We start from the raw sequence: 15,657 nt of genomic DNA, 5'->3' as shown, positions 1-15,657 counted from the left end.
GGGACATATTGAACCTGAAATTGCAGTGGAACCATGGGTGCGGCACGGAGCGTGCCAAGACGTGTGTCTGCTCAGGATGACATTTGTTCAGCTTCCATTCAAGCAACGCAATGCAAAGTTTCAAGCTTGATTTGATGTGATGAAGGACGCTTCATCATCTTTATATTGGAGTGACCCCATGACTATGGCAGGATATTTTGACGTCCAATCCAAAGGGACCGTTATGTCGCAACAGGGGCTTGGGTCCGCCGCTACCGATTTTTGCCTGTTTCGGCCCAACCAGAGATCTGCCAGAGATTTGTTTGAGGCCAATTTGTTTGCTTGTGGCCTTTGATAGAAACCAAAAGCAAACGGATTAACGATATAGACTGCAACATAGCTTGGCGCATTTGCCATAAAATGCTGTAGGACTTTAAAATTTCTGCATGATTTTTTGAGGAACTGATTTGGTTTTTCAAGCGTTGTGCAGAACACCCCACTCTTGCTGGTAACAGAATTCGAGAACATGTCCCCATCTATGACGCCTTCTGCAGCGCCGCGCGACACTGAAACCCGAAACATTGACCACAATGATTCGATCAGAGGTGTCTATCTGACAATCGATGAATTGAAGGATAAGTCCAGGAGCCTCGCCACCGATGTTGTGGCCACGCTCCCGGCTTTTTTTGCCTTTGATTTTTTTGCGCGGCATAAAGAAAACGAGCGGGAAATCCTGCGTGTTTACCGCACAACGGCGGCTGATCTGGAAGCCGGTGCGACCATTACACCCGCTGCCGAATGGTTGCTGGATAACCATTACATCATCGAAGAAGCCATTCAGGAAGTTCGCCGCGATTTTCCGCGCCGCTTCTATCACCAGCTTCCCACGGTGAAGATCGGTGATCAGGTCATTCCGCGCGTAATGGCTTTGGCCTGGCTCTATGTCGCCCACACCCACAGCACCGTGACCCGCGAAGGCATGACGGCGCTGGCGGAAGGCTATCAGTCGGAACAGTCGCTGGAAATCGGTGAGCTGTGGGCATTGCCCTCCATGGTGCGCTTTGTGCTGGTGGAAAATCTGCGCCGCATCTCCACCCGCGTCGAGCGCTCACGCCAGATGCGCCGCAGGGCCAATGAGGCCGCCGATGAGGTGATTCGTCTGGGTGACGAAGCCGCCTGCCGTGAATACCTCAAGCAGCTTGAGGGCATGGCCGACGACAACACCTTTGCCACGCAATTCCTCTATCGTATCCGCAATGGCTCGCAAACCTCCACGCTCGCCGTCAACTGGCTTGAGCAGCGGATGGCCGCCAAGGGTCGCAGCACCGAAGAGGCCATGGCGGCAGAGCATAACCGTCTGTCGTCGGGCAATGTCACCATGGGCAGCATCATCAAGGGTCTGCGCACCATTGATGACACCGAATGGTCTGTCTGGGTGGAAGAAGTCAGCCACGTTGACAAAATCCTGCGCTCACACAGCGATTATGAAGCGCTGGATTTTGGCTCGCGCAACAGCTACCGCAACACTATTGAAAAGCTGGCCCGCCGTTCCGACAAGACCGAGTTGCAAATTGCTCAGGCCGCCATTGATCTGGCCCAGTCTGAAGCAACAGCCGCTGGTCAGTCTGATTCGATCTCCAATGTCGGCAGCGTGCTGGTGGGTGCCCGCAAGCAGGAACTGGAGCGCAAGATTGGCTATCGTGTGCCCGTGCACATCGCCATAACCCGAGGCTTCAAACGTCTGCACTGGCTGGCCATTGCCCTGCCTATTCTAGCCTTCACCGCTTTGGCTCTGGCCTTGGTGGCGTGGTATCTGTCTTATGTCGGGCTGTCTGTGTCGTTGATTGTGGTGCTGGTGGCCCTGTTTGCCCTGCCCGCATCGGAAGGTGCGACCGGTCTGTTCAACACGCTCTCGACCTTTATTCTCAAGCCTGCCCGTCTGGTGGGCTATGAGTTCAAGGAAGGTATTCCTGATGAGGCGCGCACGCTGGTAGCCGTGCCCTGCATGATTTCCAAGCGCGACCATGTGGATGAGCTGGTGCGCAATCTGGAGGTTCATTACCTCACCAATCCACGCGGTGAGGTTTATTTTGCGCTGCTCAGCGACTGGCCGGATGCGAAGGTGGAAGAAACTGCCGGCGATCTGGAAGTGTTTGAATATGCCAAGCGCGAAGTGGCCAACCTCAACGCCCGTTATAATGACGATGGCAAGACCCGCTTTTACTTCCTGCACCGCCGCCGCCTGTTTAACCCCCAGGAAGAATGCTGGATGGGTTGGGAGCGCAAGCGCGGCAAGCTGCATGAGCTGAACCTGCTGCTGCGCGGTGACAAGGATACGTCCTACATGACCGGTGCCAATATGGTGCCGGATGACGTGCAATATGTCATGACGCTGGATGCCGACACCCGTTTGATGCGCGATGCCGTGACCAAGCTGGTCGGCAAGATGTTTCACCCGATCAACCGCCCGGTGCATGATCCCAAGACCGGCCGTGTCATCAGCGGCTACGGCATTTTGCAGCCGCGCGTGACGCCATCGCTGACCACGGGCAAGGATGCTTCCGTGTTCCAGCGCGTGTTCTCAATCAATCGCGGCCTTGATCCTTACGTGTTCACCGTCTCCGACGTTTATCAGGACATTACCGGCGAAGGCAGCTTCACGGGTAAGGGCCTTTATCACGTTGATGCGTTTGAAACCGCCATCAAGGGCCGCATCGACGAAAACACCATTCTCAGCCACGACCTTCTGGAAGGTTCGTTTGCCCGCTGCGCATTGGTGACCGATGTTGAACTGGTCGAAGACTTCCCGACCCGCTATGAAGTTGAAATCTCGCGTCAGCACCGCTGGGCGCGTGGCGACTGGCAGCTGTTGCCTTACATTTTCGACCCCAATCGCGGCATTACCTCGCTTGGCCGTTGGAAAATGGTCGATAACCTGCGTCGCTCGCTGACCCCGATTGCGTGGTTTGGTGCCTCGGTGATTGGCTGGTACGCCATGAACCCGCTGGATACGCTGATCTGGCAGTTGATGCTGATCTTCTCACTGTTTGTCGCACCAACCATTTCGCTGATCAATGCGCTGGTGCCGCGCCAGACGGATATTGTGCCAAGCGCGCATTTCCAGTCGCTTTGGGCTGATGTGCGTGGGGCCAATGCGCAAGTGGCACTTCGCATCGTGTTCATTGCCGATATGGCCTGCATGATGGCAGATGCCATCATCCGCTCCATGTATCGTCTTCTGGTCAGCCGCAAGATGCTGCTGGAATGGCGCACCGCCGCCAGCATTCAGTCTGCGGCGCAGGGCAGCATTCTCACCTATTACAAGACCATGCGCTATGCGCCAATTCTGGCCATTGTCGCTTTTGCCCTGTCGTTCTGGGAAGCGGGTTTTGGTGCCTTTGTTGGTCTGCCGTTTACGCTGATGTGGGTACTGTCACCGCTTGTGGCCTGGTATGTCAGCCAATCGGCTGAAACCGAAGACCGCATGTTTGTGCCGGAAGACACCGTGATTGAGCTGCGCCGCATTGCCCGTCGCACCTGGCGCTATTATGAGACCTTCACCAATGCCGGTGAACACTTCCTGCCGCCAGACAATTTTCAGGAAACACCAGAGCCGGTTGTGGCACGCCGCACCTCGCCCACCAATATCGGTGTTTATCTGCTGTCAGTTGTCTCGGCCCGTCACTTTGGCTGGCTCAGCTTTGAGCAGACCATTGAAAAGCTGGAACAGACCATCGGCACGCTCGACAAGATGGATAAGTTCCGGGGCCATATTTACAACTGGTATCACACCGATACGCTGAAGCCTTTGGGCAACCGCTATATCTCGGCGGTGGACAGCGGCAACCTCGCCGGTCACCTGATTGCCATTTCCTCGGCCTGCCGGGAATGGGCAGAAGCGCCATCGGCGCATCTCCAAGCCAGCCTCGACGGCATCAGCGATGTCGGCGGTATCCTGATGGAAACCCTGAGTGAGCTGCCGGATGATCGCAAGAACCTGCGTCCTCTGCGTGGTCGCCTGTTTGAGCGCATTCAGGGCTTCAACAACGCCGTGGAAGCGGTCAAGCGCGAGCATGAATTCGCCTCCATTCAGGTGATGAACCTTGCCGTTCTGGCCCGCGACATTCAAAAGCTGGCCGCCAACCTTCATCATGAGCTGCGCTCGGACAAGAGCACGGACATCATGCGCTGGAGTGAATCGCTGGTGAGCGTGTGCGAATCGCACATTGCTGATAGCGCGTTCGATCTCTCCAACATCGAGCCGCTGCGGGTACGCTTGAGCCACCTGCGTGATCGTGCCCGCGATCTGGCGTTTTCGATGGACTTCTCCTTCCTGTTCCGCAAGGAACGCCGCCTGCTCTCCATCGGCTACCGTGTTGAAACCATGGAGCTGGATGAGTCCTGCTACGACCTTCTGGCCTCGGAAGCCCGCCTCACCTCGCTGTTTGCCATTGCCAAGGGCGATCTGCCCACCGAGCATTGGTATAAGCTGGGCCGTCAGGTGGTTCCGATTGGCTCACGCGCAGCACTGGTGTCGTGGTCCGGTTCGATGTTCGAATACCTGATGCCGCCGCTGGTGATGCAGGAGCGTCAGGGTGGTATTTTGAACCAGACGAACAATCTGATCGTCAAGGAACAGATGAACCACGGTCGCCGCCTGAATATCCCTTGGGGTATTTCGGAAGCTGCCTTCAACGCCCGCGACCACGCCTTGGCCTATCAGTACACCAACTTTGGTGTGCCAACCCTTGGCCTCAAGCGTGGCCTTGGCCAGAACGCGGTTATCGCGCCTTACGCTTCTATTCTGGCCAGCCAGTATGACCCGCAGGCTGCCGCAGAAAACCTGAAAAAGCTGCGCTCGCTGGGTGCCTTGGGTCAGTATGGCTTCCACGATGCCGTGGACTTCACGCCGACCCGCGTGCCAAAGGGCAAGACCTGTGCTGTGGTCTATAACTACTATGCCCACCACCATGGCATGTCGATTGCGGCCATTGCCAACGTGACCTTCAACGGCTTGCTGCGTGGTCTCTTCCATGCCGATCCGGTGATTGAAGCGGCTGAACTGCTGTTGCAGGAAAAGGCACCGCGCGAAATCCCCGTGATGAGCGCAAAATACGAGCCACAGACTCCCGGCAAGGGACAGGCAGACCTGCTGCGGGCCGAAATCCGCACCATCACCGATCCGCTTTCCAAGGATCGCGAATTGGTGCTGCTGTCCAACGGCCATTACTCGGTGATGTTGACGGCCACTGGCTCCGGCTTCTCGCGCTGGAACGGTCTCTCGGTGTCGCGCTGGAAGGCCGACCCGACCGAAGACCGCAATGGGACGTTCATCTTCCTGCGCGACATGACCTCTGGCGAATGGTGGTCCACCACCGCAGCCCCACGCCGCGCTGCGGAAGAAAAGACCCGCGTGGTCTTCTCCGACGACAAGGCCGAGTTTACCAAGACGGTTGGCGATATCACCTCAACGGTTGAATGCGTGGTGGCCACCGAGCATGATGCCGAAGGTCGTCGCGTCACCATTCTTAACACCGGCACCGAAGATCGCTTCATTGAAGTGACTTCCTATATGGAACCCGTGCTGTCGAGCGATGACAATGACAACGCCCATCCGGTGTTCTCACGCATGTTCATCAAGACCGAGCTGGGCCGCAAGGGCGACGTGATCCGCGTCGAGCGCAACAAGCGTTCGCCAAGCGATCCCGACATCTGCGTGGCGCATCTGGTGTCGGATACCTCTGGCCCCGGCCGCAACACCGAGTTCGAAACCGACCGTTACAAGTTCATCGGTCGTGGCAGAACGCTGGGTGAAGCCGCCGCCTTTGATCCGGGCGCAACACTGTCGGGCACCCAAGGCTTTACGCTGGACCCGATTGCCAGCTTCCGCCGCGTGCTGCGCGTGCCTGCGGGCAAAAAGGTCAGCGTGGTCTATTGGACCATTGCCGCCCCGAGCCGTCAGGAACTGGATGTGGCGATTGAGCAATACCGCCACGCGGACGCCTTCAACCACGAAATGCTGCACGCCTGGACCCGCACCCAGGTTGAGATGCGCCATATCGGCATTACCTCGCAGCAGGCGGCGGCCTTCCAGCAGCTCGGACGCTATCTGGTCTACCCGGATATGCATCTGCGCGCCGACCCGGAAACCGTTCGTGCAGGCCTTGCCTCGCAATCGGCGCTGTGGCCCAACTCGATCTCCGGCGACTATCCAATCTTTGCCGTGCGCATCAATGATGACATGGACACGGAAGTGGTACGCGAAGCCCTGAGCGCGCAGGATTACCTGATCCGTCATGGCGTGGTCAGCGATGTGGTCATCCTCAACGAGCGGGCCGCATCTTATGCTCAGGATATGCAGCACGCGCTGGAGCAATTGGCCGAAGGCATCCGCTCCAAGCAGGCTGACGGCGGCCAGCAGCATGTGTTTGCCGTGCGCCGTGATCTGATGGATGACACAGGCTGGAATGCCGTGCTGGCTGCCGCCCGCGTGGTGCTGCATGCTCGAAACGGCAAGATCACCGATCAGGTGACCCATGCTGTTGAGCTGTTCTCGGCACCGCGTGGCCATGACACAGTGGATGCCGATTGGTATCCGCCCGTGCCAACCATGGTAAAGCCAGAGGATCAGCCGGTCATCACCATTGATGGCAGTGACCTCGATTTCTGGAACGGCTACGGCGGCTTCAGCAAGGACGGCACGGAATATGTGGTGCGCCTTAGCGCAGGTCAGTCCACACCGCAGCCATGGATCAACGTGATCTCCAACGATAACTTCGGCTTCCACATTGCGGCTGAAGGCTCAGGCTTCACCTGGAGCCGCAACTCGCGCGACTATCAGCTGACCCCATGGTCAAATGATGCCGTCACCAACCGCACCGGCGAAGCCTTCTATGTGGCCGATCTGGACAGCGGTGATGTGATCAGCCCGATTTCGGCAGCCTCTAAGCGCATCGATGCCGTGTATGAAACCCGCCATGGCCTCGGCTATTCGGTGTTCAGCACTGAAGGCTCTGATCTGGAAGTCGAACTGACGGTAACGGTGGATCAGGTCGAGCCAGTGCGCTTTACCCAGCTTAAGGTGCGCAACACCGGCACCACGGCACGGCGCTTGAGAAGCTATGGCTATGCGGAATGGGTTCTGGGCAACAACCCGCAGAAGACCGCTGCCTTCGTGCTGACCTCAAAGGATGAGGAAACCGGCGCCCTTCTGGCCACCAACCCCTATAGCATCGACTATTCGGGCCGGTTTGCTTTCATGGCAGGTGTCGAGACGGCCTCGGGCTTTGCCTCCAGCCGCCGCGAGTTCATCGGTCGCCATGGCGATATCAAAATGCCACAGGCTGTTGCCAAGGCCTCGCCGCTGTCGGGTTCGATTGATCCCGAAGGCGATCCATGCGCAGCACTGGCGTTCGATATCGAACTTCAGCCGGGTGAAGAAAAGTCCGTCACCTTCCTGATGGGCGATGCTAGCTCGCTGGATGCAGCCCGCAGCGTGATTACCGCTGCCCGCAAGAAGGGCTTTGATGGCGCGCTCAAGGAGGCGAAAACCTTCTGGGGTGACTTCACCGGCCATCTCAAGGTCAAGACTGGCGATGCTGGCTTTGACAATATGGTCAACCATTGGCTGCCCTATCAGACGCTGGTTTGCCGTATCAAGGCCCGTGCTGGCTTCTATCAGGCCTCGGGTGCCTATGGCTTCCGCGACCAGTTGCAGGACAGCCTTGCCTTCCTGCTGTATAAGCCGGAACTGGCCCGCAACCAGATCCTCAATGCGGCATCGCGCCAGTTCAAGGAAGGCGATGTGCAGCATTGGTGGCTGCCACAGAATGGCGCGGGTATCCGCTCCAGCATTTCTGACGACGTGGTGTGGCTGGCCTATGCCATCGACAGTTACGTCACCGCCACCGGCGATGCGGCCATTCTGGATGAGCAGATCAGCTTCCTTGATGGCCCAACCTTGGCGCTGGGCCGTCACGATGCCTTCTTCACACCGGAGATCTCCAATGAGAAGGTGGCGCTGTATGAACACGCCGCCCGCGCACTTGATCTCGCCATCACCCGCACAGGCACCAATGGTCTGCCATTGATCCTCGGCGGTGACTGGAACGACGGCATGAACCGGGTTGGTGTGGCAGGCCGCGGTGAAAGCGTGTGGCTGGGCTGGTTCCTGGCCAATGCGCTCACAGTGTTCACGCCTTACGCAGAACAGCGCAAGGATGACGCCCGCGTCACCCGCTGGACCAAATACCTCGCAAGCCTGAAAGCTGCTCTTGAAAAGGCAGGCTGGGATGGCGACCACTATCGTCGCGGTTACTTCGACGATGGCGATCCGCTGGGCTCTGATCTGTCGGATGAGTGCAAGATCGATGCGATTGCCCAGTCATGGTCGGTTCTGTCAGGTGCAGGCAAGCCAGAGCGGCAGGAAATGGCGATGGATTCGGTGGTCAAGCGGTTGGTCGATGACGAGGTGGGTATTGTCCGCCTCTTCACCCCAGCGTTCGAAAAGACCCGTCTGGATCCCGGCTATATCAAGTCCTACCCACCGGGCGTGCGTGAAAATGGCGGTCAATATACCCATGCTGCCATCTGGACAGGTTTGGCGCTCTCCAAGCTCGGCCGTGCCGATCAGGCGTGGAAAGTGTTCTCGACCCTGAACCCGATCCACCACGCGGAAACCACCGAAGCCGCAGACCGTTACCGGGTGGAGCCTTACGTGGTGGCTGCCGATGTCTACGGCGGTCCCGGCTATGAGGGCCGTGGCGGCTGGACATGGTACACCGGCTCTGCTGGCTGGATGTATCGCTTCGCGATTGAGGGCTTCCTCGGCATCCACCGTGATGGCGAAAACTTGAGCCTGCGCCCTGCCCTGCCTTCACACCTCAACGCCTATGAGGCCGAGGTCAGCATCGGCGGCAAGGCGGTCAAGATCAAGGTGGCCCGTAAGGTGGATGGCTATGAGGTCAGCGCCAACGGCAAGGCGGTTGAAGAAAAAGACGGAGCCTTTGCAGTGGGCTTTTAAGCCTTATCAATAAACAGAAAAGCTGGCCTTTGCGCCGGCTTTTTTCGTTCCATGCTTTGGAAAAACGGTGCACGACGCGAAGATTTTCATCCGTGATAAAACCCCTCCCCAATCCTCCCCACAAGGGGGAGGGTTGGGGAGGGGCCTTTCTTTTGCGTCGTATCCTGAGGATAAAAACGCTTTTATGCCTTCTGATCCGCAGGATAGGGTGTTTTCAGTAGCAAAATCAGTCCACCACCGAGAAAAATCACCAGACAGGCCATGCCCGCCCGGGCTGAATGGGTGGCAGCCGTCACCAGCGAGAACGATAGGGTGGCCATGAAACTGGTGGCGCGGCCTGAAAGGGCATAAATGCCAAAATAGCGCCCGGCTTCATCAGGGGTAATGCTGCGCGCCAGATAGGAGCGCGAGGATGCCTGCACCGGGCCAAAGGCAAGGCCGATAAACACGCCGTAGAGAATATAGACTTTTTCAGCCGCGGTGCCGAACAGGCTGCCGCTGCTGACGGTGGAGAGCGGCACAAAGCCAAAGGCGGTAAAGTCCGGACCCGTTGAGATGATGCCGAAGACGGCAATCAGCAAAAATGTCAGGCTGATCACCACCATGGTTTTTGAGCCAAGGGCATGATCCAGACGGCTGGCAATCAGGCAGCCGAAAATCGCGACAATGTTCAAAATAATGCCGTAAATGCCGATTTCCATGGTGGACCAGCCAAACATGCCGGCGGCAAACACGCCACCAAGGATCAAGACGCCGTTGACGCCATCCTGATAGATCATCCGGGCGATCAAAAAACGCAGAATGCCGGAGCGCTTACGCACCTCTTGCAATGTTGCTTTCAGGTCGGACAGTCCGGAGCGCACAGCCTTTCCAAGTGCCTCGCCTTTCACCTGATCCGGGGTGAAGAAAAACATCGGCAAGATGAACACCAGATACCAGATTGCTGCAATTGGCCCGGTGATGCGGGCATCCTCACCGGTTGCTGCATCAAGGCCAAAAAGCGGTGTGATGCCTAAAATGGTCTTGCCGGATTGTGGATTGGCCGCCAGCAGTGTCACCACAGAAATCAGCACAATCATGCCGCCGAGATAGCCAAGCCCCCAGGCGGCGTTGGAAATGCGGCCTACGTCTTTGGCGCTGACCAATCGCGGCATCATCGAATCGTTGAAAACAATCGAAAATTCAGCGGCAATTGAGGCCAGACTGAACAGCACCAGTGGATAGATGATGGCGGAGCCGGGCGCGGCATACCACAACAGGCACAGGCAGGTGATTTTGATGGTGGCGAAAAAGGCAATCCATGGTTTGCGCGAGCCGCTGCGATCGGCAATCGAGCCCAGCACCGGCGATAAAAGCGCAATCACAATCGAGGCGGCAGTGGCCGCATTGCTCCAGGCGGCTTGCGCGCTCACCGGATCGTGGGTGAGGCGGGATACGAAATAGGGGCCGAAGATGAAGGTGGTCACAACCGTAAAAAACGGTTGCGCTGCCCAGTCAAAAAACATCCATCCCCAAATCCCGGCTTTGGTGGCTGGCGTGGTTTTTTGCTCTGCTGTCATGTCTGTACCGCCGTCCAACTATGCTGTGACGGCGACATTGGCATTATGGCATGACAGGTTCAACAATGATTGAGATGAAATATCGCAACTGCCGGGACGATCACATCCCGGCAGTCTCGTTTGTCGCGATCAGACGCGCGCTTGCGCAATATCGGTCAGCAGGCTTGCGGCCACCGTCAGGCGCGACAGGCTGGGTTCACCATCGGTCAGGGCAATCAGCTCGCTGCCCAGCCGGTTGATGCGCACCGCATCCTGTGACTGCCAGCTGGCAATCGCGTTTTTAGCCTCTCCATGGGTGGTCAGGGCCTGCACAACGATGTTGCGGCGGGCTGACAGAATCAGATCCAGACTGCGCAGCAGGGCCAGATTGTCGTAATGGTCGCTGGTCTGGATTTTTTCCAGCGATGCCAGCAGACGGCCAATGCGGAAGGTGTCGCTGACCCTGTAATAATTCTCGGTCGCGCGCTGCAAGCTGGCTTCAGCCCGCAGCGAGATTGCCATCACCTCCGGCACCACAATGAAGGCGGAGAGGTCTGCAATCGAGCGGGCCAGATCATCCGGCACACCGGCTTCGATCATCTGGGCGGCCTCGGTTTCAATGTGCTGTGAGAAATCGGCTGGCATCACCGATTTGCTAAAGCTCTTGAAGGATTTAACCGCAGCTTTCAGTTTGCGAACCGTGTCCGAGAGATCGCCCTCGGTCAGTTTGGTGTCAATCGCCAGTTTGGTGAAGGCGCGATAGACATATTCAATCCGGCCGTAGAGATCATTTTGCACCTCACCGGCAATCTCGCCGTCCAGGGCGTCAATCTGCTCCCAATAGCTGTGCAGATCCAGCCCGTCGCCGGCCAGAATGGCCCCCTTGACGATGTCGGCGGGCTGCGCGCCGGTGGCATCCATCATCCACACCATGAAACTGGGGCCGCCCCGGTTGATCACGTGGTTGGCCAGTGCCGTCGCAATGATTTCGCGTTTCAGCCGGTGGCCTTCAATATCGGCCTCATAGGTGCGGCGCATTTTTTTCGGGAAATACTCCTTCAAAAGGCTGTCGCAATAGGGGGCATCGGGCAGATCGCTCTCAACCAGATCATCAAACAGCGAAATCTTGGCGTAAGAGAGCAGCACGCCAATCTCGGCGCGGGTCAGCGCTTGACCGCCCACATAGCGTTCTGAAATCGCCGCATCATCCGGCAGCATTTCGACTTTCCGGTTCAGGCGGCCGGATGCTTCCAGCACCGTCATCAGGCGGGCCAGCTCATCGCGGTTGCTGGCGCGCTGACGCTCTGTCAGCGAAATTGCCAGCGATTGCAGGTAGTTGTTGCGCAGCACCAGCTCGCCAACCTCTTCGGTCATCGAGGCCAGTAGCTTGTTACGAGCGGGCAGATCAAGGCGGCCAGAGGTCAGGGCCGTGGAGAGGGCAATCTTGATGTTGACCTCAACGTCGGACGAGTTGACGCCAGCCGAATTATCAATGGCGTCCGAATTGCAGCGCCCACCCTTGAGGCCAAAGGCAATACGGCCCTTTTGCGTAACACCCAGATTGGCCCCTTCGCCAATCACCTTGGCGCGCACCTCATCGGCGGTCACACGGATCGGGTCATTGGCGCGGTCGCCCACATCTGCGTCTGATTCGGAGAGGGCTTTGACATAGGTGCCAATGCCGCCAAACCACAGAAGATCAACAGGCGCTTTCAAAATGGCACTGAGGATTTCCAGAGGTGTTGCCACCAGCTTGCCAAGATCAATGGCGTCGGCGGCTTCCTGGGTCAGCTTTACGGACTTTTCCGAGCGCGAGATGATCATGCCACCCTTGGAGAGCAGGGCTTTGTTGTAATCCTGCCAGCTGGAGCGGGGCAGGGCGAACATGCGCTTGCGCTCTTGGAAGGATTTTTCCATATCCGGGTTGGGATCAATGAAAATATCGCGGTGGTCAAAAGCGGCAATCAGCCGGATTTTGTGCGACAGCAACATGCCATTGCCGAACACGTCACCCGACATATCGCCCACACCCACCACCGAAAACGGTGTTGTCTGGATGTTGGTGTTCATTTCACGGAAATGGCGTTTGACGGCTTCCCAAGCACCGCGGGCGGTAATGCCCATCTTCTTGTGGTCATAGCCAGCAGAACCACCGGACGCAAAGGCGTCGTCCAGCCAGAAACCGGCTTCACGGGCAAGCCCGTTGGCGGTGTCGGAGAAGGTGGCTGTGCCCTTGTCAGCGGCCACCACGAAATAGGGATCATCGCCATCCAGCCGCACAGTGTCTGCCGGGGCCACAACCTCACCATCCTTGATATTGTCGGTGATGGAAAGCAGCGTGCGGATATAGGTCATATAGGCTTCACGCCCCAGCCGCAGATATTCCTCGCGGTTGGTAATGCCCGCCAATTGCTTGGGATAAAAGCCGCCCTTGGCCCCAACCGGCACAATCACCGCATTTTTCACCTGCTGGGCTTTGACGAGGCCGAGCACTTCGGTGCGGTAATCCTGTGCGCGGTCCGACCAGCGCAAGCCGCCACGGGCAACCTTGCCAAAGCGCAAGTGAACACCTTCCACCTCGGTGCCGTAGACGAACATTTCCCGGAAGGGTTTTGGCTGTGGCAGGCCATCCAACAAATGTGGGTCGAATTTGAAGGCCAGCATGGGTTTGATGCCATCCGCGCCCTTTTGGAAATAATTGGTGCGCAAGGTGGCATCAATGGCGTTTTGATAACGGCGCAGGATGCGGTCATCATCGAGGCTCGGAACGTCGGCCAGTGCGCTCTCAATCTGGGCGCGCAGATCGGCAAGCTTGCGATTGCGGGTTTTTTCCGAGGCCTTGATGTCGAAGGAATGGTGGAACAGGCTGAACAGATCGGCGGTGATCTGCGGATATTTGTTCAGCGTTTCAGCAATATAGGTCAGCGAATAGACCAGCCCGCCCTGACGCAGGTAAGCGGCATAGGCGCGCAACACAGCCACTTCGGCAACCGTGAGATTGGTGCTCAGCACCAGACGGTTAAAGGCGTCATTATCGACCAAGCCGCTAAACGCCGCCAAAAACGCTTCTTCCACCCGCTTGGCATGTTTGCCAAATTCAAAAGCCTGACCGTGGCGAACAGTCAGCTCCATATCGTGCAGCACAACATGCTGTGGCTGATCGGCGCTTTTGGCTTTTTGAACGCCAACGTCAAAGGTTCGCTCACTGATGACGCTAAAGCCGAGGTTTTCCAAAAGCGGCACGCGACGTGACAAGGGCAGGTGATCACCCGCATGAAACACTTTGAGATAAAGCGCGTCGCCGTCTTCGGTCTTGCGGCCATGGAAAGCGATGGCAATACCGGCCTGTGTCAGGCTGGTTTCGATCAGGCCCAGATCAGCAACCGCTTCTTCTGGCGTGAATGCGTCTTCAAAGGCGCGATTGACCAGAAGCTGTGGCGCATTGGCCGGGGCAAGGGCGGCAAAGCGGTCGTCCCAGCGCGACGTGATGGCCTTGACGGCCTCTTCCAGTTTTGCTTGCGGAATGCGTGGTGTTTTGCCTTCCGAGCGGCCAATGATGAAATGCACCCGTGCCACCCCACCTTCGGGGAAGGCTGGATAATAGGCGGAAACGCGCCCGTCATAGGCTTTGACAAAATAATCGCCAATGCGTTCGCGCACCAGGGAGTTATATTCCTCACGCGGCACATAGACGAGCAGGGAGACGAAGCGGTCGAAATGGTCGATACGCGGCAAAACCCGCACGCGGGGGCGCTCGCCCAGATCGGTGATCTGTTCGCAGAACCGCGCCAGAAGATCAGCATCAATCTGGAACAGATCGTCACGCGGATAGGATTCCAGCGTGTTTTGCAACATGCGGCCGGAGTGGCTTTGCGGATCAAAGCCAAAATGCGCCACGACCTTTTCAACCTTTGCCCGCAACATTGGGATATGGTTGACCGAATGGGTATAGGCGGTGGCGGTAAACAGTCCGACGATGCGCAATTCGCCAATGACTTTGCCATTGGCATCAAAGCGCTTGACGCCAATGTAATCCATATAGGCGCGGCGATGCACCACCGATTTCACATTGGCTTTAGTGACAATCAGATCATCCGGGCCTTGCAAGAAGGCCAGAATTTCAGGCGTTGTGGTCACCGCATTGCGGCCTTGGCGCAGCACCAGCACGTCGGGGTCAGACAACAGGCCAAGGCCGCGGCCCTTGCCGCGCTCCACGGTGGCATTGGCCCCTTCGCCGGAATAGATATATTCGCGCATGCCGAGGAAGGTGAAATTGTCGTCGCGCAGCCACTCCAGAAAAGCCAGCGATTCGGCGCGCTCGGACTTGCGGCGGCTGGTTGGCTGGGCGGTCAAATCCGTCACAGCACCTTCAAGCAAGGCAATCATCGGCTGCCAGTCGGAGGCAACCGTGCGCACCTGTTTGAGCACTTCTTCCAGCCGGGCAATCAGGCCATCGGCCTGCTCAGGGGTCAAGGCTGCCAGGTGGACCTGAATATAGCTTATGCGGCTGCCAGCATCTGCGTCCTTGTCGGCCAGCGCCCAGCCTTGCTCTGCTTTGGTGACGATGGGGTGAACGGCCAGATGAATATCGCGGAACTGGCTGGTGATTTCGCCCATGACAGAATCATAGAGAAAGGGCTTGTTGCTGTCGGCGATTGACAAAAGACTGATCGGAGCGCCGTCAATCACGATATCCGGTGCCGTTTTGATCGTGACTTTGGCTGTTGTGCCATCAAAGCTCTGGAGGTCATCAAAGGCGCGCTTTGCAGCCTCGGCCAGCATGGGCGGCTCATAGCTCTGGAGGTCGTCGTCGCTGGCGCGCCCAAACAAAACCTCCGGCTCGATGGCGCTGATGGCTTGTTCTTTGAGTACCGAGCGGGCACCATCAAAAAGCTGTTCCCGTTTCACCCGTTTACCTGCAACCACGATTATCCTCCCGTGATGGAATTTTGTGTTGTCTTCGCAGCAGTCCGCTTTAAGAAATTATGCAGTAGCAATGATATCTGAACTCTATACAAGACTCGTAATCATTGATCGAATTTGTCGAAACACCCACCATGTTTGGCATATTTTTCAAAAAATCACCGACTTTTTCCGAAGTTGGCGATAAAAATTGAC

Annotated in this window: 3 protein-coding genes; 1 reads left to right on the top strand and 2 read right to left on the bottom strand. The window is 57.4% G+C overall.

Annotated features, from left to right (window positions below; genetic code table 11):
• Nucleotides 1-505: 505 nt before the first annotated feature.
• On the top strand, nucleotides 506-9,001 hold the full coding sequence (locus tag E6C51_RS11190; RefSeq protein ID WP_190235980.1) for a GH36-type glycosyl hydrolase domain-containing protein: 8,496 nt from the start codon (nucleotides 506-508) through the stop codon (nucleotides 8,999-9,001).
• 182 nt (nucleotides 9,002-9,183) lie between these two features.
• Here the strand turns inward: E6C51_RS11190 and E6C51_RS11185 are convergent, their stop codons facing one another.
• Nucleotides 9,184-10,560, bottom strand: a complete 1,377-nt coding sequence (locus tag E6C51_RS11185; protein WP_190235979.1) for an MFS transporter — start codon at nucleotides 10,558-10,560, stop codon at nucleotides 9,184-9,186.
• A gap of 129 nt (nucleotides 10,561-10,689) precedes the next feature.
• Nucleotides 10,690-15,465 (bottom strand): NAD-glutamate dehydrogenase, encoded by a 4,776-nt coding sequence (locus tag E6C51_RS11180; protein ID WP_190235978.1) that lies wholly within the window; start codon nucleotides 15,463-15,465, stop codon nucleotides 10,690-10,692.
• Nucleotides 15,466-15,657: the final 192 nt, after the last annotated feature.

The organism is Gillisella terrae, assembly GCF_004801395.1.
Classification (GTDB): domain Bacteria; phylum Pseudomonadota; class Alphaproteobacteria; order Rhizobiales; family Rhizobiaceae; genus Allorhizobium; species Allorhizobium terrae.
This window is presented reverse-complemented; position numbering and strand designations above follow the sequence as displayed.

Bases quoted from the DNA above. Each gene is read 5' to 3' on its own strand.
- E6C51_RS11185 (WP_190235979.1), bottom strand. From the start codon at position 10,560: ATGACAGCAGAGCAAAAAACCACGCCAGCCACCAAAGCCGGGATTTGG.
- E6C51_RS11190 (WP_190235980.1), top strand. From the start codon at position 506: ATGTCCCCATCTATGACGCCTTCTGCAGCGCCGCGCGACACTGAAACC.